Source organism: Shewanella electrica, from assembly GCF_022321485.1.
Classification (GTDB): domain Bacteria; phylum Pseudomonadota; class Gammaproteobacteria; order Enterobacterales; family Shewanellaceae; genus Shewanella; species Shewanella electrica.
This window is the reverse complement of the sequence record NZ_JAKOGG010000015.1, coordinates 1-25,007: the sequence shown is the minus strand read 5'-3', so window position 1 is coordinate 25,007 and position 25,007 is coordinate 1. Positions and strand designations below refer to the sequence as shown.

Sequence of the window (25,007 nt, the reverse complement as noted above, 5' to 3'; positions counted from 1 at the left end):
GTTGGCCTAACGAAACAATGTGTTAACTTACCCACGCACGCCAAGCGTGGCATACCATAAGTCGCTATGTGGCACGGTATCGGCGATGCGTTCTTCATATGCCGCAATCCGCATCCGTTGGACACTAACGCAACAGGGAAAGTTAAATTGAGGTGTCTAGCCATGTCATGGCGGACATGCTAGCTCTGTTCGGAAAATACTCTCCGTACCACGGCAATCATATCTGAAGGACTGAATAGCCCTAAAAGCTAAGACCCTGCAGAATTAACGAGATGTTATTGCGACAAAAGAAAAAGGCCGCTCAATTGAGCGGCCTTCTCGGAATATGGCGGAGGAGCAGGGATTTGAACCCTGGATAGGCTATAAACCTATGCCGGTTTTCAAGACCGGTGCATTCAACCACTCTGCCACCCCTCCGAACGGCGCAAATAGTATAAGGAGCTTGCGAGCTTGTAAACCGTTATTTTTAAAATTTTTCGCTTTCGTCCAAAACTTAACCACAGATGTATAAAGTTCCAACGTTTTCCGCATCAGTCTATGGAAATATTCACAATTATTAGAATGGGCAGGTGCAGCTTGTGATAAAATTGCACCACGAAATTTACTGTCATTGCGATAATGAGACCAAATCCAATTCCCACCATTAAGTTGGCGCCAACATTTCCTGCTGTCACATTTCCCGCTGTTGCGGCCACTCACCCGCTGTTGCTCGGTCAGACAAGATTACTTTCTGCCTTTGATACGCAAACGGCATTGCCAAAACAAGGATTGTATATCGCCGACTTTGCCAGCATCGCTCGACGATTATTAGTGCGTACCCTCGCCGACTATCAGCAACAAAGCTATCAGTTTTTATATGGACGGATTAGCCGGGCACAACTGTTTGGTTCGGCGACTCAGGTGAGTCCGTTGGCCGCACCGGGGTTACTATTCATCGATATTGAGGCTCTGCTAACACGACCTAATCTTTGGGAAGCGTTACTGGATGCCATGTTGCATGACGGATTCACCCAACAACAGCAGTGGCACACACTCAAAGCACGCATTATTTTGATTGGCCACTCAGGTTATTACAGTGAGCTGCTGCAAGCGGAGCGTTGCTTCCAAGCATTGTTTCCTTTGTATGGTGAAGTCAATGATGAAATTGAAGCTGAGCCGCACCTCGATAACTATGTGAGTTGGTTGCAAGCGTTAGCCCATGAAGTCAATGCCACATTAACGCAATCGGCGTTGCAGCCGCTGCTGAGATATTCCTGTGAGCTTTCGGACCACCAACAACGCTTGAGTTTGGCTAGCCAACCGTTTCTGCAGCTACTGACCGAAGCGGCAGCCATTGCCAACGGTTCAGCCATTGCGGCGGAACATATTCAGCAAGCACGTCAGCAACGTAGACAGCGCCACAATGCCCAAGAGCAGTTGTCAGCACAAAACGTCGATGATGCCTTTATCCATCTACCCACTAGCGGCGAGACCATTGGGCAAATCTGTGGCCTGACGGTCATCGATTCTGGCGATTATATGTATGGTGAACCCGCGCGCATTACCGCATCGGTGCACTATGGCGATGGCGAAGTAGCCGACATTGAGCGTAAATCGGAACTTGGCGGTAATATCCATGCAAAAGGCATGATGATTCTGTCGTCCTGCTTGTATCGGATTTTCGGTCGCGATGCGCCATTGCATTTAAGTGCTAACATTGTGTTTGAGCAGTCGTACCAAGAGATCGATGGCGATAGTGCCTCGCTGGCCGAATACTGCTGTTTGATCTCTGCGATTACCGAGCAACCGATCAACCAAGGCATTGCAATTACCGGCGCTCTTGACCAGTTTGGCAACGTGCAAGCGATTGGCGGTGTGAACGAAAAAATTGAAGGTTTTTTCAATCTCTGTGCTCGCCGTGGTTTAACTGGTGAGCAAGGCGTGATCATTCCACGCTCCAACGTCCAGCAATTAAACTTACCTGACGCGATTGTCTCCGCCGTCGCAGAGGGAAAATTTCATCTTTTTGAAATATCCCACGTGGATGATGCGATGGAGCTGCTGATGAATCGAGAAACCGGTAAAGCAGACGAGGCAGACAACTTCCCAGAGGACAGTCTTTACGGGCTGGTGCAGCTGCGTTTAGATGGGCTAGCGGGCAATAATGATGAAGATATCAGCCCTTGGTTTACGCGTTTACTGAGAAAGTTGAAGCTCGTCAGATATTAATAGCTGATCGGACTTGTTTGGCGTACACCTGTTCGCTAATCTTGGCACAACTTAATAACGTGTGGTTGTAATAATGACAAAAGCTAACAGCTTCAATAAAGAAGAACTGATTGCCTGCGGACACGGTGAAGTATTCGGTAAAAATTCCCCGAGACTGCCAGTAGACAACATGTTGATGGTAGATCGTGTGGTTGAGATTAATGAAACCGGTGGTGCGTACGGCAAAGGCGAGCTGATTGCTGAACTCGATATTAATCCTGATTTGTGGTTTTTTGGTTGTCACTTCATCGATGACCCAGTAATGCCGGGTTGTCTCGGCCTTGATGCCATGTGGCAGTTGGTTGGTTTCTATTTAGCGTGGCAAGGTGCAGAAGGCAAAGGTCGTGCACTCGGCGTAGGCGAAGTGAAATTTACCGGTCAAGTGCTGCCAACCGCGAAAAAGGTTACCTACCGTCTGAATATCAAACGCACCATCAACCGTAAATTGATCATGGGCATCGCAGATGCAACAGTTGAGGTAGATGGCCGCGAAATTTATGCGGCGACGGATTTGAAAGTGGGTGTGTTTAGCGACACGTCAACATTCTAAGATTCAGCGTACAGCTGTAAAAATGCCCTCTTCGGAGGGCAATTTTTTTATTTATTAAACAACAGACCTTTGATGCGTCCGTCTACCCCTTCTCGCCAACCGCCTAGCCATTGCGAGCGAGAATCAAGATTTGAGTAGGGACAGTTGTCTTTTGAGCGTCCACCAACACCTGCCTGGAACCCCTTGGAGAAAGCGCGATCCATCCGATCTCTTTTTTGTCTCTTCATGCAAGTTTCCTCAGTTCTAATGTGACACCGAAGCGCAAGGCTTCCCTTACAGAATTAGAACGTTTTGCCGCTGAGATCAATGGTAATTTCGTACAAAAAACCACCAAAAAAGATAACTCCCTGAGGTGCGGGCAAAAAAATCGGCAATGATTGCCGATTTTTTTACAAGCTAAAAACCTTTATTTACGACGACGGAACCAAACCAGCGGCAGTGTTAACATCCACATCCAGAATGCTGCACCTTCGCGTTTATAGTTACCTTCTGCTGCCGTGCCATCACGGTCTTCATCAGGGATGTCACAAGCGGTACCACTGTTGGTTGGCTTCAGCACCACCATACGCGGCAGGTAGTTCGTTACTGGTTGACCTTCACCGTTCAATGCAAACAACGGGTTACCGTCATCATCCAAGACTAAATTACCCAGTGAATCAGTTTGGTAAACAGGCTTACGCACAAATGCCGTACCAACAATGGTGCCATCTTCAGTGATCTTATTGGCCTCAACGACGCGGATATCCGCATTGTAGGTCAGATTCGCCCCGGTGCTATCACTCACAGTAAACTGGTGCTTCGCCCAGTTACCCTCATTGTTTTGCTCGTAACCTTTAGAGCTACACGTCAGCAAATCGTTAACGTCAGAGAACTCTTGGCTGTTAACGTCATAGAGGAAACCATCGCGCGGACCATCAAAATCGGAGTCACGAGATTTTTCAATAGAACCAACAACTTGACCTTGGTTATTGATGTCTTTTGGATAGCTATTTAGATTGGAAATGCCGGAGAAAAAGTCATTCGGCACCGTTGGCAAACTATCAGGAGAATTGATGTCATAGACAAAGAATTTCTCGGTTTCATAACCATCCATGAACGCCACATAACTACCAACCACGATGCCTGAGTTGTTAATATCAACCGCTTTGGCACTGCGTACATCATCATTATCAATGACGGGGATCCAGTGGTATTGATACGCACCATTAGCATCTTGCTGCCAGAATGCAGCATCGTAACGTAGGCGATTGCTATTACCGTTACGGTAGACGTTAGAACGCCCCACCACTACGCCATTATCGTTAATACCCAAGCCTTGGGCTTGAAAGATACGAGTCGACGTACCTGGGTCCAGCCCCAGCGGTAGTTCGGTTGCCGTGGTCGTGCCATTAGCGTAGTTCCACACAAACGCACGAGTTTGATAGGTAACGAAACGAACTCCGTTAGCGGCATTAGGAAACTGATAGTTCTGTACACACACATCAACCGGCACGGTTTCCGCATTAGAAATACAGCTATCAACGCGATCATCACTGGCGGCGCTTAACGCAGTACTGGCATAACCGGTGATCAGGTTGTTATTGTTGATCTTGGCCGCTACTGACCAACCACCCAAGTCAACCGAAACACCGTCATCATCGGTATAGGTAGTGTAGGCAGGTACTAATGGTACTTCTGCGCCGGTAGCACTATCTTTGACAAAACCGCGCATCTCGAACGCACGGTAGTACCAATTGTCATAATCTTCGTTGTCACCAGTATAAGGCGTTGACTGCTCAGGCGCAGTCATCGCACCAACACGAATACCTGCGTCGTTGATGTCATAAAAATAGCTATCAACCGAGTTATCGCTGTCGGTAGTGCTGCTATTGATGGTTTCAAAACGTGGCAACCACACGCTGCTGGCATCATTTTCTAATGCGTGGAAGGTGAAGTTGTTGCCTTCGATGTGTTGATAGATCGAATAAGTGATACTGTCACTTGGTTCAACACCGGAATTGTTATCAATCGAGTCATTTTGCGTTTCAACGTCAGTATCAGTTAAATCAGATTGGCCTTTAGCAATACCAACAGCTTCACCATTGGCGTTGATGCTCTGACCATAGCCATTTTGTGTGCCAGTGAGTGTCCCTTTGAGATCAAAGTCTTCAATATTGACGATCTCATAAACAGAAGCAGCATGTGCTGACGAGACATGTAATACACTGATCACACCCAAAGCGACCAACGACAGTGCACTATTCAACTTCATTCAATTGTTTCCCATTGTTATTGCTGAGTTATTTCATTGACTCAAGTTCTTCCCAACGCTCAAAGCTCGCTTCAAGCTGTTGTTCCTTTTCCGCCAATTGTTGCAGTTTACTGGCGACGATAGTTTGGTCACCGCTATAAAAATCTGGCGCGTTCATCTGTTGCTGTAAGCTAGCAATTTCAGCTTCTAATTGCTCCATTAACTCTGGTAACGATTCCAATTCACGCTGCAGTTTATACGACAGCTTCTTCGGTTTAGCGACTGGAGCTTCTGGCTGCACAACAGAAGTTTTCTTTTCGACAGGTTTTGTGGCAACTGGTTCCGCAGCTTCACGATAGAATCTTGCGCCCTGCTCTACCGCGTCTTGATAACCACCCACATATTCCGACCAATGACCATTGCCCGCAAACCACCAAGAGCTAGTCACCGTGTTATCAATAAAGGCCCTGTCGTGACTCACCAGAATCAAGGTGCCCTGAAAATCAGTGAGCAGAGACTCTAACAACTCCAAGGTCTCAATATCAAGGTCGTTCGTTGGTTCGTCGAGAATAATTAAGTTAGCTGGACGCAAAAGCAACCGCGCTAACAATAGGCGATTTTTCTCACCACCACTTAATGCTTTCACGGGCGTACGCGCACGCGCTGGTGAAAATAGAAAATCTTGCAGGTAGCTGAGGATATGGCGATCTTTGCCATTTACCGTGACCGTGCTTTTACCTTCACCAACGTTTTCTTCTACAGTTTGCTCAGGGTCGAGTGCTTCGCGGTATTGGTCAAAGTAAGCCACTTCTAACTTAGTGCCGGTACGAATTTCCCCCGATTGCGCCTCTAACTGGCCAATCAGCAATTTGATCAACGTGGATTTACCACAGCCGTTAGGGCCAATCAGCGCAATACGGTCACCACGGATCACGTTAACGTTGAAGTTTTTCACCAGATCCATGTCCGGCAGATTGTAGTTAAGGTCTTTCACCTCAAATACCAACTTACCGCTACGCTCTGCGTCCGATACCGCCATCTGCGCCTGACCTTGGCGATTAATGCGATCACTACGTTCCATACGCAAAGATTTCAATGCACGCACGCGGCCTTCATTGCGGGTACGACGTGCTTTAACGCCTTGACGGATCCACGCTTCTTCTTCGGCCAGCTTTTTATCAAACTGGGCATTTTGCTCAGCTTCTACGCGCAGCCATTCTTGCTTGCCGTCTAGATAAGTTTGATAGTCGCCCGGCCATGACGTGACCACACCACGGTCCATATCAACAATGCGTGTAGCTACCCGTTGGATAAAACCACGGTCGTGACTGATAAAGGCGATAGCGCCACGGAAATTAGCAAGAAATTGCTCCAACCACTCGATGGTGTCAATGTCCAAGTGGTTGGTGGGTTCGTCGAGCAATAGCAGATCAGGTTCACTGACCAATGCACGCGCCAACGCGACCTTACGTTGCCAACCACCAGACAGTTCCGATAACTTAGTGTCGGGATCTAACCCCAACAACTTGCAGTTTTGCTCAATGCGGCTATCAAATTGCCAGCCATTAAGCACATCAATGCGCTCTTGCAGACTGGCCATCTGCGCCAACTTCTGCGTTTGTTGTTCAGCAGAATATTGCGCAATGGTGCTAGACAACTCATGGTATTGCTCAAGCAAATCGCCGACTTCGGCTAAACCCGCCGCAATATAAGAGTAAACGGTGCCCGTTTCGGCTTTTGGCGGATCTTGTTGCAAACGGCTAACTTTGACATCGCTGGCGATGTTGAATTCGCCATCATCTAACAGCACATCGCCCGCTAAGATTTTCAATAAGCTAGATTTGCCGGCGCCATTACGGCCAACAATACACACGCGCTCACCGGCTTCAATGGTGAAATCCGCATGACTCAGCAGCGGAATATAACCGTATGCCAGCGACCCATTGTTGATTCGAACCAGACTCAAAATATATTCCTTATACTATGCCTTGGCAGTAAAGCTGATTAGCCAAGTGTTATGGATGTGCGGATTGCGTTTAAAGTCGAGCGGCAGCATGCGGTCATCAAGGTTTTGCACCGTCAGCCCTGCTGCATTGAGCACATGCTCATCCATTTTGAATTTACGTTTATTGTTAGAGAAGATGATCTCGCCGCCTTTATTGAGCAACTTGGTCAATTTCACCAGTAGTTCGGCATGGTCGCGCTGCACATCGAACGAATCTTCCATCCGTTTAGAGTTACTAAAGGTAGGCGGGTCGATAAAGATCAGGTCAAAACTTTGCTGACAATCATCAATCCATTGCAGGCAATCATCTTGCTCGAAGCGATATTGTGGCCCCATCAAACCGTTCAGCACAAAGTTGTCTTTGGCCCAGTTGAGGTAAGTGTTCGACATATCAACGGTAGTCACCGCTTTAGCACCACCCAACGCAGCATGCACCGAGGCGGTCCCGGTGTAGGCAAACAGGTTAAGCACACGGCGGTCTTGCGACTTTTCACCAACAAACTTACGGATCAGGCGGTGATCGAGGAACAAGCCGGTATCCAAGTAATCGGTCAAGTTCAGCTTAAACTTGGCGCCATACTCCATGGTGGTCAGCTCCAACTTTTCGCTATCCAATTTTTGATACTGATTGCGGCCTTTTTGCTTTTCGCGGGTTTTCAGGATCACGCGTTCTGGGGCAATTTCCAGCGCACTCGGTAGAGATAGCAACACGTCACTTAAACGACGACGGGTAACCGCCTCAGGGATTTTTGCCGGTGCGGCGTATTCTTGGATCACCACATGGCCTGGGTAACGGTCAATCGCCACGTTATATTCCGGAATATCAGCATCATAGATACGGTAGCTGTCGATGCCCTCTTTCGCGGCCCACTTGTCTAACTGTTTGACGTTCTTTTTGATACGGTTAACAAACGAGGCAGCAAATTCGCTCAGCTCATGCCCTTCCGTCAGTGAATCTTGCTGACGACGAGTGCTATTAGCATGCAGCGTATAAATGTTAAAGGCACATTCTAGCGGGCCGTTAAACATCTTCAGCTGTTTGTCGGCCTTCAGCTTAAGTGCCGACAGCAACTCAATTTCGCTACACAACAGCGCCATCTTCCAACCGCCAAACTGCTGTTTAAGCATTTCGCCCCATTGGAAGTACAACTGCAATAAGGTGGAGACATTGCCCAAACGCTCACCGTACGGTGGGTTGGAGATCAGATAACCTTGCTCGAAAGGTGGCTCAGTGTTCAGCACGTTGGTCACGTTAAATTCAATCAGGTGATCGACACCGGCATTTGCGGCGTTACGTTTGGCGAGCGCCACCATGCGTGAGTCGATATCGCTACCCGCAAATTTCACTTCGCAACGTTTACGGCCAAGACTCGCGCGACCACTGGCTTCATCCCGCAAACTTTGCCATAACGCCGCATCGTGCTGCGCCCATGATTCAAAACCATAACGTTCACGCAGTAAGCCCGGCGCGACGTCGCAGGCCATCAACGCCGCTTCAATCAAAATGGTGCCACTACCGCAGAATGGGTCGAAAACAGGCGTGGTTTTATCCCATTGCGCCCGCGCTAGCATATTAGCGGCGAGGTTTTCTTTAAGTGGCGCTTCGCCAGTACCATGGCGATAGCCACGTTGATGCAGTGGTGCACCAGAAACATTGAGCGAAATCGTCAGTTGGCCGTTGCGATAATAGCCGTCGATACGAATATCAGCTTGAGTACGCGCCACATCCGGACGATTAAGCCCGGCATTGCGGAAACGGTCAACAACCGCATCTTTAATCTTCAACGCGCCGAACTGGGTATTTTTGATAAAACCGCCCATGCCGTGAAAGTCGATACTAAACGTGGCACGATTATCAAATTGCGCAGGCCAATCTACCGCATAAGCTAAGTTATACAGTTGCTCTGGGGTTTCACATGGGCCCTGATGCAAAATAGTAGTAACGCGGCTTGCCAACCGGCTCCAAAGCAACACGCGGTATAAAGTTTCTTGTGAAGCAGTGAAATACACACCAGCAACACTCTCTTTTACATCGGTCGCCCCTAACTCAGCTAACTCAACAGCAAGGGTATATTCAAAGCCTTTCGGCGCAGCGGCAAAACAATTCAGCATCTAACAATCATCACAAGTGGTAATAGCGGCGCATTATAACCTGCCTACATAGTAAAAAGTGAAAAACTTATTGATAAAGCAGCGATGAAAACCACTGCGGCTACTGCTGGTAAATCGACCTTTTTTCGATAGTTGCAGGGTATTTAGCCAATTGAACAGAGAATTCTGGAATTTAGTTGAATTACCCCAGCAGTCGCTATATAGTGCGCCCCACTTAGACGGACGCGGGATGGAGCAGCATGGTAGCTCGTCGGGCTCATAACCCGAAGGTCGTTGGTTCAAATCCAGCTCCCGCAACCAAAAAAGTAGCAATTAAATTCGCGGACGCGGGATGGAGCAGTATGGTAGCTCGTCGGGCTCATAACCCGAAGGTCGTTGGTTCAAATCCAGCTCCCGCAACCACGCGAACAATAGCCGACTTAATGTCGGTTTTTTTGTGTCTGAAATTTGCCTTAGGTGCTGTTGGTGGAGCATCACTACTACATGGCGCATCACCTGCCTTGCCTAAATCACGCTCTGTCAGCTGCAAAAACAACCAGCAACAATAAACAGCCCCTAGACATAATCCACAAAATACAGCTCTGCTGGATAATATCGCCCCAAAAACTGCAGCCAATAACCTTGGTGATCACTTAGGCTATCGCCCGGTCCTTTCACCTCAATAAAACGACATGCGCCTTCACTAGAAAACAGCGCTAAGTCTGGCTGGCCACTGCGGTAATGTTTGGGATCTTTGAGTAAACGGCGTATCACATCGTAGATAAACTGGGGCGAAAAGGCCGCGAGCGCTGCGGTTAATAGTGGTTCTGTTAATAGCGACCAATTGACCCAATCATTCTGCAAGCCCTGTTTCTCGGTGAAGTGACGCCAAATGATTGCTGTCTCACCAGCAAGAATGGCCGTTAACCGTTGCTCAATCGCATCCGCCCTTTGCTCATAAAAGCTGGCAGAGTACATATCTTGTGGTGCACGTTGATAAGGATGATGAAAAGCACCAGCCACTGGCGCAAAGATGATGTCCCACAACGCCAAACCAAATAATCCGTTGAGCAAGGCGTTTTCACAAAAGAACACTTGGTAACCTTGCGCCTCAAAATAAGTGGCTGTGCGCTGCTCGACTCTCGGCGCCGCTGCAATAAAGTCGGCGTTAAGCTGCAACGATTGCTGTTGTCCTGCTAAGTGATTGGCGGCAACCAAAGGTCTAGCCAATGCAGTCAACGTAGGTTCAGCGCACAACGGTGCTAACAACGGCAAACTGCGCTTGGCAAGACGATGGGCAACTTGCTGCGCCGCTTCATTACTGGCACTGAACCACAATTGATTTAGCCCTTGCACTAATTGCTCGGCGATGACCGCCGTTGGCGTTAATTTAAGTTGTTGCTGCAACACACGGCAGTAACGTTCGTTGGCGGTCCACGCTTGGCATTGTTGATAGCAAGCGACGGCAAATTCCCATAAGTTCAGCCGTTCAGCGCTGCGGCCTAGGTGCGCCACTAAGCGCTGCCGTCGCCGTTCCAGTTGCGGCTGAACTTGCGGCTTGGGTAAACGTTGATAGAAATCGACCGGATCGAGTGGCAGTTTTTGCCGTAGCAGTTCATCCCACTCATCCGCCAATTGCGCTAAGTTAAGCGCCGTTTGTAGCTCATCGGTTTGCTGAAAACTCTGGGTCGAGGCATCGAGGCGATACTGTTCAAAACGTTGTAAGCCCAATTCACTGACCACAAATTGAGTCAAATCTTGGTTGCGATTACCAAAGTACAATAGCTGCAGCAACTGTAATAGCCCTTGGCATTGTAGCTGCCACCAGCGCTCGTCCAACTGCTGATTTGCCTGCAACAACCAACCATCACTGTCACAATCAGCGTCACTGGCTAACAGCGTTTGTATCAATGCGGCTTTGGGCAATCGTTGCAAACCAGCATCGTTAATCACTGGCAGTTGCTTTAGCTCGGGCAACGTCACCTGCTGCAGCCAGATATCACGAGGAGGCACGCCGCTCACCAGCAGTTGCTGCTCGCTCAGTTCCGCCAGCGCTGGCGCCATATCGTTGATGTCGTTGTAACGCAGTTTACTCTGTCGAAACCACGCGCCTTTGCGCCCGAGTAAACGTACCAACAACCGCTGTGCAGCTTCCGATAGTGTCTGAAACTGCGCCAACTGCTGTGCTTGCTCAGCGGGAAATAACGGATGGTAACGGCGGGTGCTGGCAATTAATAACTCGAAGTTGTCGAGGTAATAACGGTCGGCTAATTCGGGACGCGCAGACGCCATAGCTGAATTAACTGCGATACAACGTCTGGATTAGATGGAAACCAAAGCGAGTTTTCACTGGGCCGTGAACTTCTAAAACCGCTTTTTTAAACACCACATCGTCAAATGCTTTAACCATCTGGCCGGGGCCAAACTCACCTAAATCGCCACCGCGACGTTTCGACGGACACTGTGAATAACGTTTGGCCAGTTGGCCGAAATCTTCGCCTTGAGCGATACGTTGTTTAAGCTTTTCTGCTTCTTCGCGGGTTTTTACCAAAATATGGCGGGCGCTCGCACGAGCCATGTTGTACCTCATCAATCTTCAGTTGCTGGCGTGCATTCTAACACAGGCAAGGGCGGCAAAGCTGCTATGGGCTGGTTAACTTTGTCGGTCATTTCATGCGACAAAGAAAGGGCATGATTTAGACAAGGACGGTGATATACCGTGTAGCTATGCTCTTGCAACAGCGCCTAAGTTGAGTTCATCAGTCGAAGCCTTTTATACTGTGGCCGACAATAATAAGGAGATGCTATGTGGCAACAACATATGCTGCAGTTACGCAGTCGGCAACGCGGTTTTCATCTGATCACCGATGAAGTTGCAAGCGCTCTTGCTCACATGCCGATGGTAACGGTGGGCCTGTTACACCTACAACTGCAACACACTTCAGCTTCGTTAACGCTTAACGAGAATGCCGACCCAACCGTCAGACAAGATTTTGAAGCTTGGTTTAATCATGCCGTTAGCGAAGATACCCGCTATTTTCGCCACACTTACGAAGGCCCCGATGATATGCCTGCACATCTGAAATCCAGCTTACTTGGCACCAGTTTGATGCTACCAATAAGTCATGGCCGTTTGGCATTAGGCACCTGGCAAGGCATCTATTTGGGCGAACACCGTGACCATGGTGGTGGCCGCAAATTATTACTTACCTTACAAGGCGAGTGATGCAAAAACGTCTTGGTACATCGCGAGCATACAACCATGATGACTTAGCTAAATAACCGCAGATAACCTTGCCACAACAACAGCGCGGCGAAGATCAGCAGTACCGCGCCACTCCCCCGCAAAATAAAGCCTTGCCGTTGCTGCAATCCTTCACGAAAGCGGGCGATATTCAGCGCCCAACCAAGCAAGCCAAACCACAACAGCGCTAACGCAAAAAACATCAGGATCAACGCCAGTTTAAATGCCAGCGGACTGGCGTGCGGCAACATCCCGGCAATCACGCTAAAAAAGTACACATAAGCTTTCGGGTTAAGCGCGTTGGTCATAAATCCAGTCCACCAGCCATTTTTGAGGCTGATAGTGGCAGGCTCCAACGGCGCCGCCGCACTTACCGACGCCGCAGCGCGCCAACAACTCACGCCAAGATATCCCAACCACGCCGCGGCTAACCAAGGCAGAATGCGCATTAACGTAGGCAGATATTGCTGTAGTAAATCTGCGGCAAAGGTCACCACCGCGGTGTGCAACATAATGGCGCTGGCGAGTCCTAAAGCTAACGAAAATGCGTAACGACGACCACCACTGACGCTAGCGCGCAGCATCAAGGCAAAATCGGGTCCCGGCGCAATTAATGCCGCCACGTGCACCATGGCAAAACTGAACAGCAGTGAAGCCCACAACATGATTTATCGTTCCCTCAAATTATCGTGATGTCAGTATCCGGCAACGCAACCTATCAGGTCTTGTAAAAAACTGCAGTTTGATGCAGTTGTTGCTGATATACCGCAGGCGTCAGGTTATAGCGGCGTTTAAAGGCATGGGTAAAATGGCTCTGATCATAAAACCCTGCCAACGTCGCGGCGTCAGTTAAAGCCAGCCTTTGTTTAAGTAACTGCCGGCCGTAATCGACCCGTAGCGCTAAAACATATGCATGCGGCGTCATGCCGATACTGGCACGAAAACGCCGTAGAAATTGGTATTCGCTCAAATCGAATAAAGCGGCTAATTCTGCCAGACGGTGCGGTTTGCTGAGGTCGGCTAACAGATATTGTTTGAGCTGCTGCAGTTGGACGCGCGCTAGTGGTTCAGGGTGATGCTTCGCCGTCGTTTGCTGGGCGTATCGTTGCAGTAAAAGCGCTAACACAGCCGTCATTTGGCTGTCTTGCGCCAATGGTGAGCTGCTATCGCGATGCTGATGAGCATAATGCAACGCCAACAGTTGTTGATATAACTCGGCATCTTCGATCTCTGGGCCACGCAAGAACAATTCGCTGCGGCTGACACCTAAACTGCGGCCAAATTCCGCTAATGCCGCGCTCGATATGCGTAACAGTTGCACTCGGTAGTGCTGATCATGCATGCCCTGCCCGTCATGGACTTCATCTGGATTGATGAGCGAGATACGTTCGGGCGCCAGCAGATAGTGTTGGCCTTTGTGCATAAAGCGCTGAGCGCCGATATCGACCACGCCGATGTGAATATCATCGTGTACGTGGCGATCAAAACTGAACTGTTGGTAATTGGCTTGCACCAGCTCTACGCCGGGCAAGCTATCAACTAAACGATGCTGGATGGTTACTGCAGGTTCCGACACGCACACCACCTAAAAATCAATGATATCCGCAGTATACGCAGATTATATGCGTGTTGGCTTGTAAAAAATTGCAGTGCGGTTATTCGGCAATGCGCTCTAACAACGCGTAATAAAAGCCATCAAATCCCCGCAGCGATGGCCACAGAGTTTCATCTTTTAGCAGCTTAAACTGCGGTTTTTCTGCCAAAAACTGATCCACTTGCTCGCGGTTTTCTGACGGCATAATTGAACAAGTGGCATACACCATTTTGCCGCCCACTTTCAGCATGCGGCTGTAGCTGGTCAGAATGTGTGCCTGCAACTCGGCCAATACCGGCAAACGTTCAGCGGTATCGCCCCACTTGGTATCGGGATGGCGTTTCAGTACGCCTAGACCAGAACACGGCACATCCAATAACAAGCGATCGGCACTCATGGCGATACGTTTGATGGTTTTACTGGAGGCGATGAGGCGTGTCTCGATGTTATGGGCACCCGCGCGTTTGGCGCGTTTTTTCAGGTTGTCCAGCTTCCACTGTTCAACGTCCATAGCCAACAGTCGCCCTTTGCCTTGCATGTGCGCCGCCAGTGCCAGCGTCTTGCCGCCGTTACCGGCGCAAGCATCAATCACTCGCATGCCCGGCTGTACATCCAATGCATCGGCCACTAACTGCGAACCCGCATCTTGTTGTTCAAACCAACCCGCTTGATAAGTGTCGGTACGAAACAAGGCGCTGTGATTAGTCACTTGCAACGCGCTAGCTACGCCACGCACCGTTTGGGTGGTCACGCCCTCTTTTTCTAGGCGTTTAGCCAACCGTTCCCGATCGGTTTTCAGCCAGTTGGCGCGGATAAAACGTGTCGGTTCTGCCGCTAACGCCGCGCGCTCTGCAGGCCATTTATCAGCCAATTGCGCTTGGCCGAGCTTGTCTAACCAAGCTGGACAACCATCCAACAACGCGCCATTGTCTTGCAACAAACTCCAACGTTGCGCAAAAGCGTCTTGATTGGTCAGCGGTTTAATTGACGGTGATTTCAGTTGATTTGCTTGCAAATAAGCGGCAAACACGTGATTGAGTTGCCCTGCGGCAACGGGCAAATTGACATGCGCTAATGCCGCATACAAGTTGAGCTTACGTAGTAACGCACCCACATGGGTGGTTACCGCGGCTTGGTCGCTGGCGACGAGACGTTGACCAGAAAACACCTTCGAATAGGCGCGATCTAATGTCGCTTGTTGCACTAATACCAGCTCCAACGCGGCAGCAATCAATTCAGTAAGTTCGGCAGTGAGGATAGCGCGCGACATAGTGATTCCTTAGCAATAAAACGCGGGCATCATAGGCAGTTAGTCGAGCGATAGCAACAGCCGCTCACGGTACCGGCAATAAAAAAGCGACCGATGTTGGGTCGCTTCATCTATCAGGCGATTAGCCCACCATTTAACGAATTAGATACCCAGTTCGTCAAACAAGCTGTCATCCACGTCTTGCGCGGGGTTTGTTGCAGGCGCTGAGTGCTGCTGTTTAGCGCGATGCGCGGCGATCAGCGTGTCTGGGTCAACATCTTCTTCCGCTTCAAACGACGCCAAACTGACAAATTGGGTGTTATCCATGGCAAATTCTAGATAGAAGATATTGCTCTCTTGGGTACGGAACGACACGCGCCGCACCACAGGTTCATCCAAGTTAGCATCAATCGACAGACGCAGCTCTTTGTTGATGGTCAACATTTTTGGCTGACTTTGGCTAATTGAGGTTTGCAGATCTTTTGATACACGCGAAATAAAATCGCCCAAAATCTGGTTCATCAATTCGCCCATCACGTTGCCGACTTCATCGGACGTGTGAGAAAACGCTAACTCGTCTTCAGGCATGCCCATCTGCAACATATAACGGCGATAGATTTCAATCGCTGCCGCGGCAGAGAAGTTAATCACCACCAGCCCAGAAAAGCCGCCATCAAAAATCGAAAAGCAGCCGAGATCAGGCCGTAGATGAGTCTGTTTGATACGTTGCACCATGCCTGCGTGGCCGATGCTGCTAGAAGTTGTACTAGATAATACCCGCGTCACCGAATTACACAGCTTTAGCAAAATATCATCTGAGGTGAGAATGTTTGACGTCATATAGTCTGGTTGATTCATAGCAAGCCGTCTTCTAATAATTGTTCGGCAACGGGAAAGTTGCAATATTTATCACCACATCATGCAACTACAAACAAAAATTTGACAACGCTTAATGATCAAACAAATGGCCGATTGCTAGAAAAACCATCAATTTAGGTGAAGCGCTTCCCAAAAATAACTAGCACTTCAGGTATATTTTCGTTAACCATGAAATACTACGGCTCGCTAAGTAGTTCATCTGCAAGTCTCAACAAAAAGGAAGACCTATGACATTGCTGCGACAGTTAACTATTCTGCAACGCTTAATTTTGATGTTAGTGCTGGCGGCGGTCGGCACCTTTTGTTTCGCGGGGCTGTCAATCAAAGAGCAATACAATAATTTAGTAGACCAAAAGCAGGTACAAAACCGCATTCTGTTGCAGACGGTGTTGTCATCTAACGCCACGCAGAAAAAGCTGTTACAACCGCTGGGACTAACTGCCGCCGAACAACAACAGATGTTAGTCGCTGGCATTTCTGGGCTGCAATATGGCAATGCTGGTTACTTTCTCGTGGTAGATAACGACGGCACGATTATCAGCAACAGTAATGATCCCGCGAGCGTGGGCAAGAACGTGAGCAGCCTGCGTACTACCGGCGGTGACACGCCATTTCAGTCACTATTTCAACAGACGCTTCGCAGCGGTGAAGCCAATGCAAGTTTTACTTGGCACCGTGGTGGCACCAATCAACAGGAAAGCATTCAAGCCAGCGCGCTCAAAGATAACACCATGAATTGGGTCGTCATGACCGGGGCATTTGCCAGTGACATCAAGGCCACTATGTCAGCCGTAGTTTGGCACTACTTGATCATCATGACCTGTATTGCCGCGCCAATATTTATCTTCTTCTTGTTGCTGAACCAATCGATTAATCGCCCACTGCGAGCGGCAATCGATGCCATGCACAATATCGCCAATGGTGATGGTGACTTGCGCACCCGCTTACAAACCGATGGTAAGGATGAAGTATCAGCGTTATCACTGGCGTTTAACCAATTTGTCGCCAAAATTGCTGACGCGGTGGTACAAATGAAACCCCTCGGCGATTCACTCAGCCAAGACGCTCAGCAACTCGGTAACGCCGTCAGCGAATCCAATCAAAGTGCCGAGCACGTCCACCAAGAGACCGCCAGTGTCGCTACCGCAATTAATCAAATGCTGGCCACCACGCGGGAAATGGCGAGCAATACGCAGAACGCAGCCGATATGGCCACCAGTGTGAAGGATCAAGCGTTAGCCGGAAAACACACGGTGGAGCAAACGTTGCAGCGCTGTAGCACGCTAGCAAGCGAGCTGGTATCGTCAGCCAAACAGACCGAAGCATTGGGCCATTCATCCGCACAGATTGGCGGCATTTTGGATGTGATCCAAACCATTGCTGAGCAAACCAATCTACTGGCGCTCAACGCCGCCATTGAAGCTGCGCGAGCCGGTGAACATGGCCGCGGCTTTGCGGTGGTGGCCGATGAGGTGCGCGCCCTTGCCACTCGCACCCAACATTCAACCAATGAAATTCAACAAATTGTCAGTGAAATCCAGACTGGTGTTGACGGTGTGATGCGCAGTAACGACGTGACGCGCCAAGAATCGCAAGAGTTACAAGTGCAGGCCTCAAAAGCCGATGAAGCGATGGCGGAAATTCTTAAGTTGATAGCCAATATCAACGACATGAACCATCAACTTGCCAGCGCAACGGAGGAGCAAACGTCAGTGACAGAGGAAATTAACCGCAATATCAGCAATATCTCTGAATTGACTGAAGTTTCCGTCGCCGCCAATGAAACCACCACCCGCGCGGCGAAGGACTTAAGCAGCATCAGCAAACAGATGTCGAGTTCTCTGGCGCAATTTAGAACCTAACAGCCAAGCTAAAGCGGACTGCGGTCCGCTTTTTTATCAGCCCATTAACCGCCGTCGTCACCGTCATATTGAATCTCGGTGGTATCTGATGCATGCTAGCGACCTATCGGCGGCGCTAGCTGTTATAAATTGCCGGAGATAAACCGCATCATGTACGAAAGAACCGTCACCATTGTGGCACAACACGGCATCCACACCCGCCCTGCCGCACTACTGGTGAAAGAAGCAAAATTATTTGACTGTGATGTCATCGTCGAATGCCAAGGCAAGCAAGCAAGTGCCAAAAGTTTATTTAAACTGCAAACGCTGGGACTTTATAAAGGCGTAACGGTAAAGGTTTTTGCCCAAGGAGACAATGCAGAAACCGCAGTAGACCGAGTTGCAGAGCTGTTATTGACATTAAGCTAAGGAATCACGATGGAGCATAAAGGGATTGCTGTATCTGCTGGCATCGCCAGAGGCACCTCAGTACTGTTTGAACCCTTTGATAACAGTCTCGATTATCGCCTACTGCCGCTATATCGCGTTCCGCATGAACAACGTAAAGCCGCCGTCGCTATCGACCGCCTCTGTGAGCAGTTATCTCAGAGCCTGCAACAACATCTCAGCGAAGACACCTACGCACTGGTAGAAGCCGATCTTCTACTGTTGCAAGATGACGAATTGCGTCAGCAAATCCATAACTCCATTCGCGAATTACAATTAGCGGCCACTGCTGCAATAGAACGTGTATTTTTGCACCAAGCCAGCCAGCTCGCCGCATTAGATGATCCCCTGCTAGCACAACGTGCCTATGATGTGACGAGCTTAGGCAAGCGAGTCATTGGCATTATCAATGGTGTGGGAGATCAACTGCTCAGTAATATTCCGCCTGATTCCATATTACTGGCAGAAGATCTGACGCCTGCGGAGTTTGCCCAATTACCGTTAGATCGCATCAAAGGGATCGTATTAAAGACCGGTGGTCTCACCAGTCACACAGCAATTTTAGCGCGCGCGGCCGGTATTCCGGCGCTGCTCTCCTGCGGCTTTAACTTTGATGAGTTAAAAGATGGCTTGCCGATGGTGCTAGACGCCTATACCGGCTTACTACATATCAGCCCTGATGAGCAAACCAACGCCGAACTGCTTGCCAAGCAACAGAATATTGAAAAGCGTAAAAAAGAGTTATCCAAATATCGTGATCGGCCTTGCCAAACTCAGGATAACCACCGTATTCAGCTGCTTGCCAACATTGCCACCGTCAACGATATTGCGCGACTCACCGATATTGGTAGTGATGGGATCGGCTTATTCCGTACGGAGTTCCTGTTAATGGATGCTAAACGCATCCCCGACGAAAAGGCCCAGTTCACCCAATACTACGAGGCCTTGCATCTGCTCGGTGGCAAAACGATGACCATTCGCACCTTGGATATCGGCGCCGACAAAGAATTTGCCTGTCTTCCTAATAAAATGGCGGAAGATAACCCAGCGCTGGGTGTGCGCGGCGTACGCTATAGCCTGCTGCATCGCAACATGCTGCGCTCACAACTACGCGCCGTATTACGGGTTGCCGCATTTGGGCCGGTACGGTTGATGTTTCCGATGTTAACTCAGGTAGAAGAACTCGACGAGCTACGACAAGAAGTGGCCTTGTGCCAGCAGCAACTAGCAGAAGAAGGCAAATCTTTTGGTGAGCTGCAATATGGCATAGTGGTAGAAACGCCAGCCGCGGTGCTCAATCTTGACAGCATGTTGAGTCAACTCGACTTCGTCAGCATTGGCAGTAACGATTTAGCCCAGTACACCCTCGCAGCGGATCGCACCAATCAAGAACTCACCGCGGATTATCCCGCCTTTAGCCCGGCGGTACTCAAGATGATTGAGATGACAGTGACCGCCGCCAAGAAAGCCGGAGTGAGTTGTTCGCTGTGCGGTGAAATGGCTAGCGATCCACGCATCGCGCCAATATTAGTTGGCATGGGATTAGACGAGCTGAGCGTTAACCCCGCATCAATGCCCGAAGTAAAGGCCTTACTCTGTGAAGGGGCATACACAAAATTTTGTGATCTAGCTCGCCAAGCGCTAGCCTGTAAGCGATTATCTGACTTGGAATCGTTGCTAATGAGTTGTCAGGCAACAAATTAATTCAGTATGCTAACCAAGCGCTAATAAGCTCCATATCGAGCGTCACTCACCAATACTAACAAGGACAATATTTCAATGGGACTCATGAGCCGAATTCGGCGCCTGGTATCAGGTCAACCCAATATCGAAGGTGGCATTAAAGTCTATGCCCCTATCTCTGGTGAGATTGTAGCAATAGAGAAAGTTCCAGATGTGGTGTTTGCCGAAAAGATTGTTGGCGACGGTATCGCTATCAATCCCAAAGGCTGCTATATGGTGGCGCCGATTGATGGCACCATCGGGAAAATTTTCGAAACTAATCACGCCTTTAGCATAGAGTCACCACACGGGCTCGAGTTATTTGTGCACTTTGGCGTGGGTACTATCGAACTACGAGGCAAAGGCTTTAAACGCCTAGCGCAAGAAGGGCAACAAGTTAAAGCGGGCGATCATATTCTTGAATTCGACTTAGCGTACTTGCAAGAGCAAGTCAGCAGTTTATTGACCCCCGTAGTGCTTGCCAATATGGAAGATGTGCGCAGCCTCAACAAGCATCAAGGACAAGTCGAGGCCGGTAAAGACGTCATTTTTGTTGTAGAAGTCTAACGGCCTCAACGCCATTGGTGCGCTGCATCACATTTGCTATACTGCCGCCAATGTACCCAAACAGCTAGAATCATCATGTCTTCAACACTTTATGGCCTGTCGCCAAAAGTCTGTGATACCGTGAAAAAAGCGGTAACTTGGTTAGATAAACACGCTATCGACTATCAGTTTTATGACTATCGCGCCTCAGGATTAAGCAGCGAACTGCTTGACAGTTGGCTGGCGTTGACCTCATGGGAAGAACTCTTCAATAAGCGCTCTACCAGCTACCGGGCGTTAACCGATGAGCAAAAAAATACACTCAATGGCGACAGCGCCCGCGAGTTGATGCTCGCCAACCCAACACTGATCAAACGCCCAGTGCTGACTGACGGCAAACAAGTGCTGATTGGTTTTAAAGAAGCGAGTTATAAGGAGTGGTTCGGTAAATGACCAATGATGTATTGGAGCTGGCAAAAGAACTGATCAGTCGCCCCTCGGTAACGCCGCTGGATGAAGGCTGCCAACAGCTGATGGCCGACCGCCTGCAACCACTCGGGTTCAACTGTGAATCGATGGTGTTTGACGATACCACCAACCTATGGGCGCGGCGCGGAACCGAAGCCCCACTGTTTTGTTTTGCTGGTCACACCGATGTGGTGCCAACCGGTGACTTAAATCGTTGGCATACCGATCCGTTCACCCCCACGGTGATTGATGGTTATCTGCATGGCCGTGGTGCAGCCGATATGAAAGGCTCGCTCGCCGCCATGGTGGTCGCCGTTGAGCGCTTTGTTGCGCAACATCCCGATCATAAAGGTTCCATCGCACTGCTTATCACCAGCGATGAAGAAGGGCCATTTATCAATGGCACCACCCGGGTGATTGATACCTTAGAAGCGCGCAACGAGAAAATTACTTGGGCCTTGGTTGGTGAACCATCCAGTACCCTTAAACTCGGTGATATCGTCAAAAACGGCCGTCGCGGTAGTTTGACTGGCAACCTTACCGTAAAAGGCGTGCAAGGCCATGTGGCCTACCCTCACCTCGCTGATAACCCGATTCACAAAGCCGCGCCAGCACTGGCAGAATTGGCCGCGACGACGTGGGATAACGGTAATGCCTTCTTCCCACCGACCAGTTTTCAAATTGCCAATATCAACGGTGGTACTGGGGCATCCAATGTGATCCCAGGGGAACTGGAAGTGATGTTCAACTTCCGTTATTCCACTGAAGTGACCGCTGAGCAACTGATCAGCAAAGTGGAACACATCCTAGATACCCACGGTGTTGATTACGATATTCACTGGATTTTTAACGGCTTGCCATTTTTAACCGGCGAAGGCCCGTTGCTTGAAGCCACTCAAGCCGCCATTCTGGAAACGACGGGGCTCACAACTGATGCGCAAACCTCCGGCGGCACCTCAGACGGACGCTTTATTGCCCCAACTGGCGCGCAAGTGATTGAGCTTGGCCCAGTCAACGCTACCATTCACAAAGTGAACGAATGTGTGTCAATTACCGATCTTGAGCTGCTAGCACAGTGCTACCAACGGATTTTGGAAAAACTGCTGTGCTAACACCTATCGACAAACGGCTGTTTGGTCTTGATGATGCCGCGCTCAGAACCTTTAGCGATGATGACGGACGACAGTTGTTACTCGATGCTGACGCGCTCGCCAGTTTTGAACAGATGAAAATAGCTGCACGCCGCGATGGTGTGCAGTTGAACATTTGTTCTGGCTTTCGCGATTTTAGCCGTCAATGCCTGATTTGGAATAATAAAGCCTCGGGCAAACGCCCCGTGCTAGGCGCAGATTCCCAACCCGTTGATATCAATCACTTTAGTGACCAACAACGGCTGGAGACGTTATTGCTGTGGTCAGCAATTCCCGCGATGTCACGCCACCATTGGGGCACAGATGTGGATCTGTTTGACGCTAGCGCCATCGGCCGTGAGCAACTGCAACTAATCAATAGCGAGTATCAAGCCGGTGGCCCTTGCTACCCAATGTTTCACTGGCTTGAACAACACGCCACCGCCTTTGGTTTCTATCGGCCATTTCAACAAGGACTCAGCGGTACCAGTGCTGAGTTATGGCATTACAGCTATTTCCCTACCGCCTCGCGCCTGCAAGCGCAATACGATACAGAAAAGCTGAAACAACTGTTAATCAGCAGCGACGTTGCCCTAAAAGACGTCATGCTGCAACAGCTAGAACAGTTGGTAATCACCTACGTGCAAACGGTTGCTCCCGCGCCGTCAAGGGTGAGTTTGTAAGCTGCATCACAAATGCGATGAAAAGCTATTGTTTTACGCAAAGGATAGACCAGACGCCAAAAAGCCTTTGGTATTATCAATCGAATTACAGGCAGTTTGCCCAGTTGCATAGGCAAGGAAATGAGACTACTAAAACCTCTGTTTGACAATAATCGTCGCTGGGCTGAGCGGATCAGCAGTGAAAACCCAGCGTTTTTCGAAGAACTTGCCAAACAGCAAAACCCCGAATATCTGTGGATTGGTTGTTCAGATAGTCGCGTACCCTCCAATCAAATTATTGACTTAATGCCCGGCGAAGTATTTGTTCACCGTAACATTGCCAACTTAGTGATCCACACCGATCTCAACTGTTTGTCCGTACTGCAATATGCCGTCGACTTACTAAAAGTAAAACACATCATGGTGGTTGGTCACTACGGCTGTGGTGGTGTGCGCGCCTCATTGTCAACTGAACGTAACGGGCTGATTGATAACTGGTTAGGTCACCTGCGCGACATCTACCGCATTCATAGTGCCGAACTCGACCAATTAGATGAGCGCAGCCGCTTTGACCGCATGTGTGAACTCAATGTGATTGAGCAAGTATCCAACGTGGTCAGCACCACTATAGTGCAAGATGCGTGGGCGCGCGGCCAAGAACTAGCAGTACACGGCTGGCTATATAGCATCGAAAATGGCTTACTGACCGATCTCGATGTTGCGGTTGACGGCGACAGCTGGCGCCAGCGGCAAGCCCATAAATAACCATGGTTCGTTGCTTAACTGTGCGCCTCACGCCTGAAAAGCAACGAATATTTTTATTCAGCGCAAGCCATTAATTACCCACCCTGTTAGAATAACGCCAGTATTCTCGACTGTTTTTAGGAATAGTGACATGAAAGTTATTTTGATCATTCCGGCACGCTATGGCTCTTCTCGTTTTCCGGGCAAGCCACTCGCCATGATTAAAGGCAAGCCGATGATCCAACGCGTTTACGAACGCGCGCTACTCGCCCAAGGCATTGATGAAATCTATGTCGCCACCGATGATGAACGCATTGCAGCAACCGTGCGTGGGTTTAACGGCAAAGTCGTCATGACCGATGCCGACCTTGCCACAGGCACTGACCGAATCAACCAAACGGTTAGCCATTTAGGCTTAGCCGACAATGATTTAGTCATCAACTTACAAGGCGACCAACCGATTGCCGACCCTGACTCGCTAGAGCAGTTGGCCGAGCTGTTCAAAGCCGCACCGGGTCAATTTGACATGGCAACCTTAGCTTACCAATTTGGTGAAAACGACGACCCGCAAGATCCAAATCAAGTAAAAGTGGTGTTTGATAATGACATGTTTGCGTTGTACTTCTCGCGCTCATGCATTCCATTCGGTCGCGACGTGCAAGACTACCCCATCTACAAACATTTAGGGGTTTATGCCTACACGTGTAAATTTCTCAAGACCTTTGCTGCGCTGCCCATGGGCCGCCTAGAGCAACTGGAAAAACTTGAGCAACTGCGCGCATTGGAACATGGGCACCGGATTAAACTGGCGTTTAGTAAATACAACTCCACCGAAGTGGATACGCCAGAAGATATTGCCCGTTGCGAACGTTTAATGATTGAAGATTAAGGCGATGTTATGTCGGATATCGAAGCAATCTTAATTATCCTACTGATTATTGGTGTAATTTTTAGCAACCTTGCGGTGCTGAAATACAGTGCGAAATTCAAGATGCCACAATTTGGCGATAAGAATAAACACGGCCAAAAACCTACGGATAATAGCTCGCCTGACGATGACGACGATGATTACGGCGAACCGCCAAAACGTTAGCTGAGCAAACAAGCCACAATATCTGTGGCTTGTATTTTTTGTAGCTGAAAAAAAATGCATAACCAAACCACGCATAGTTTGCAGCTATAGCTCGTCACTTGTTCAGCTCACAGATAACCTCATTGAAAGTTGCCACCTTATTTCGTCCATGCGCTTTGGCGTAGTAAAGCGCTTGATCCGCTTGGTCGGGTAGTGTTCAAAATTCTGTGTCATTTCATTAAACTAAACGAAAAAGAGATGACACATGACCAATCCTACTTTCGAT

The 25,007-nt window shown here is 49.2% G+C and carries 23 protein-coding genes and 3 tRNA genes; 15 read left to right on the top strand and 11 right to left on the bottom strand.

Features of this window, described 5'->3' with window-relative positions:
* Positions 1-326: 326 nt before the first annotated feature.
* Positions 327-417 (bottom strand) — tRNA-Ser (locus L9G74_RS16260).
* Between the two features lie 201 nt (positions 418-618).
* On the opposite strand from L9G74_RS16260, the gene L9G74_RS16255 reads away from it, so the two are divergent.
* Both L9G74_RS16255 and fabA read left to right on the top strand, forming a co-directional pair.
* Complete coding sequence (locus tag L9G74_RS16255) at positions 619-2,208, top strand: Lon-insertion domain-containing protein (protein ID WP_238897494.1); 1,590 nt, start codon at positions 619-621, stop codon at positions 2,206-2,208.
* 73 nt (positions 2,209-2,281) lie between these two features.
* The gene (gene fabA, locus L9G74_RS16250; protein ID WP_238897492.1) at positions 2,282-2,797 is read left to right on the top strand and encodes a bifunctional 3-hydroxydecanoyl-ACP dehydratase/trans-2-decenoyl-ACP isomerase; all 516 of its coding nucleotides are present in this window, start codon (positions 2,282-2,284) and stop codon (positions 2,795-2,797) included.
* A gap of 47 nt (positions 2,798-2,844) precedes the next feature.
* Here fabA and rmf read toward each other — a convergent pair whose 3' ends face one another.
* From rmf to rlmKL, 4 genes are all read right to left on the bottom strand, one after another.
* Positions 2,845-3,024: a ribosome modulation factor gene (gene rmf / locus L9G74_RS16245; RefSeq protein WP_238897490.1), complete on the bottom strand. Its 180-nt coding sequence runs from the start codon at positions 3,022-3,024 to the stop codon at positions 2,845-2,847.
* Between the two features lie 179 nt (positions 3,025-3,203).
* Positions 3,204-5,048, bottom strand: a complete 1,845-nt coding sequence (locus tag L9G74_RS16240) for a DUF3466 family protein (RefSeq protein WP_238897488.1) — start codon at positions 5,046-5,048, stop codon at positions 3,204-3,206.
* Positions 5,049-5,076: 28 nt separating this feature from the next.
* Positions 5,077-6,993 (bottom strand): ABC transporter ATP-binding protein, encoded by a 1,917-nt coding sequence (locus L9G74_RS16235; RefSeq protein ID WP_238897486.1) that lies wholly within the window; start codon positions 6,991-6,993, stop codon positions 5,077-5,079.
* Between the two features lie 15 nt (positions 6,994-7,008).
* Positions 7,009-9,144 carry a bifunctional 23S rRNA (guanine(2069)-N(7))-methyltransferase RlmK/23S rRNA (guanine(2445)-N(2))-methyltransferase RlmL gene (gene rlmKL / locus L9G74_RS16230; protein WP_238897484.1) on the bottom strand — a complete coding sequence of 712 codons (2,136 nt, stop codon included), beginning with the start codon at positions 9,142-9,144 and terminating at the stop codon, positions 7,009-7,011.
* Positions 9,145-9,367: 223 nt separating this feature from the next.
* On the opposite strand from rlmKL, the gene L9G74_RS16225 reads away from it, so the two are divergent.
* Together L9G74_RS16225 and L9G74_RS16220 are read left to right on the top strand one after the other, a co-directional pair.
* Positions 9,368-9,444: transfer RNA gene (locus L9G74_RS16225), tRNA-Met, on the top strand.
* A 25-nt stretch (positions 9,445-9,469) separates the two neighbouring features.
* Positions 9,470-9,546, top strand: a tRNA-Met gene (locus L9G74_RS16220).
* 153 nt (positions 9,547-9,699) lie between these two features.
* On the opposite strand, the gene L9G74_RS16215 is transcribed toward L9G74_RS16220, so the two are convergent.
* Together L9G74_RS16215 and L9G74_RS16210 are read right to left on the bottom strand one after the other, a co-directional pair.
* Entirely contained in the window at positions 9,700-11,415 is a 1,716-nt protein-coding gene (locus L9G74_RS16215) for a VRR-NUC domain-containing protein (protein WP_238897483.1), read from the bottom strand.
* A 7-nt stretch (positions 11,416-11,422) separates the two neighbouring features.
* A complete protein-coding gene (locus tag L9G74_RS16210; RefSeq protein WP_238897482.1) occupies positions 11,423-11,701 on the bottom strand; it encodes a peptidylprolyl isomerase in 279 nt (92 codons plus the stop codon).
* 228 nt (positions 11,702-11,929) lie between these two features.
* On the opposite strand from L9G74_RS16210, the gene L9G74_RS16205 reads away from it, so the two are divergent.
* Positions 11,930-12,349, top strand: coding sequence for a secondary thiamine-phosphate synthase enzyme YjbQ (locus tag L9G74_RS16205; protein ID WP_238897481.1), 420 nt, complete (start codon positions 11,930-11,932; stop codon positions 12,347-12,349).
* 44 nt (positions 12,350-12,393) lie between these two features.
* Here the strand turns inward: L9G74_RS16205 and L9G74_RS16200 are convergent, their stop codons facing one another.
* The 4 genes from L9G74_RS16200 to L9G74_RS16185 all read right to left on the bottom strand — a co-directional run bounded on the left by L9G74_RS16200 (position 12,394) and on the right by L9G74_RS16185 (position 16,050).
* A complete protein-coding gene (locus tag L9G74_RS16200) occupies positions 12,394-13,032 on the bottom strand; it encodes a LysE family translocator (RefSeq protein ID WP_238897480.1) in 639 nt (212 codons plus the stop codon).
* 53 nt (positions 13,033-13,085) lie between these two features.
* Positions 13,086-13,943 carry an AraC family transcriptional regulator gene (locus L9G74_RS16195; protein WP_238897477.1) on the bottom strand — a complete coding sequence of 286 codons (858 nt, stop codon included), beginning with the start codon at positions 13,941-13,943 and terminating at the stop codon, positions 13,086-13,088.
* Between the two features lie 79 nt (positions 13,944-14,022).
* Positions 14,023-15,231, bottom strand: coding sequence for an RsmB/NOP family class I SAM-dependent RNA methyltransferase (locus L9G74_RS16190; protein WP_238897475.1), 1,209 nt, complete (start codon positions 15,229-15,231; stop codon positions 14,023-14,025).
* A gap of 141 nt (positions 15,232-15,372) precedes the next feature.
* Positions 15,373-16,050, bottom strand: coding sequence for a DUF3334 family protein (locus tag L9G74_RS16185; protein ID WP_238897617.1), 678 nt, complete (start codon positions 16,048-16,050; stop codon positions 15,373-15,375).
* Positions 16,051-16,316: 266 nt separating this feature from the next.
* On the opposite strand from L9G74_RS16185, the gene L9G74_RS16180 reads away from it, so the two are divergent.
* The 10 genes from L9G74_RS16180 (at position 16,317) to L9G74_RS16135 (ending at position 24,742) form a co-directional block, all read left to right on the top strand.
* Complete coding sequence (locus tag L9G74_RS16180; protein ID WP_238897474.1) at positions 16,317-17,951, top strand: methyl-accepting chemotaxis protein; 1,635 nt, start codon at positions 16,317-16,319, stop codon at positions 17,949-17,951.
* Between the two features lie 150 nt (positions 17,952-18,101).
* Positions 18,102-18,359 (top strand): HPr family phosphocarrier protein, encoded by a 258-nt coding sequence (locus tag L9G74_RS16175; protein ID WP_238897473.1) that lies wholly within the window; start codon positions 18,102-18,104, stop codon positions 18,357-18,359.
* A gap of 9 nt (positions 18,360-18,368) precedes the next feature.
* A complete protein-coding gene (ptsP, locus tag L9G74_RS16170) occupies positions 18,369-20,081 on the top strand; it encodes a phosphoenolpyruvate--protein phosphotransferase (protein WP_238897472.1) in 1,713 nt (570 codons plus the stop codon).
* Positions 20,082-20,156: 75 nt separating this feature from the next.
* Positions 20,157-20,666: a PTS glucose transporter subunit IIA gene (crr, locus tag L9G74_RS16165; RefSeq protein ID WP_238897471.1), complete on the top strand. Its 510-nt coding sequence runs from the start codon at positions 20,157-20,159 to the stop codon at positions 20,664-20,666.
* 75 nt (positions 20,667-20,741) lie between these two features.
* Positions 20,742-21,098 carry an arsenate reductase gene (locus tag L9G74_RS16160; RefSeq protein ID WP_238897470.1) on the top strand — a complete coding sequence of 119 codons (357 nt, stop codon included), beginning with the start codon at positions 20,742-20,744 and terminating at the stop codon, positions 21,096-21,098.
* Positions 21,095-22,225, top strand: coding sequence for a succinyl-diaminopimelate desuccinylase (gene dapE / locus L9G74_RS16155; RefSeq protein ID WP_238897469.1), 1,131 nt, complete (start codon positions 21,095-21,097; stop codon positions 22,223-22,225). The genes L9G74_RS16160 and dapE overlap by 4 nt, the downstream gene beginning before the upstream one ends.
* Complete coding sequence (locus tag L9G74_RS16150; protein ID WP_238897463.1) at positions 22,219-22,926, top strand: M15 family metallopeptidase; 708 nt, start codon at positions 22,219-22,221, stop codon at positions 22,924-22,926. The genes dapE and L9G74_RS16150 overlap by 7 nt, the downstream gene beginning before the upstream one ends.
* A 120-nt stretch (positions 22,927-23,046) precedes the next feature.
* On the top strand, positions 23,047-23,670 hold the full coding sequence (can, locus tag L9G74_RS16145) for a carbonate dehydratase (protein ID WP_238897461.1): 624 nt from the start codon (positions 23,047-23,049) through the stop codon (positions 23,668-23,670).
* A 130-nt stretch (positions 23,671-23,800) separates the two neighbouring features.
* Positions 23,801-24,538 carry a 3-deoxy-manno-octulosonate cytidylyltransferase gene (gene kdsB, locus L9G74_RS16140; RefSeq protein ID WP_238897459.1) on the top strand — a complete coding sequence of 246 codons (738 nt, stop codon included), beginning with the start codon at positions 23,801-23,803 and terminating at the stop codon, positions 24,536-24,538.
* A 9-nt stretch (positions 24,539-24,547) separates the two neighbouring features.
* Positions 24,548-24,742, top strand: coding sequence for a DUF2897 family protein (locus tag L9G74_RS16135; RefSeq protein ID WP_238897457.1), 195 nt, complete (start codon positions 24,548-24,550; stop codon positions 24,740-24,742).
* The last annotated feature ends 265 nt before the right edge of the window (positions 24,743-25,007 follow it).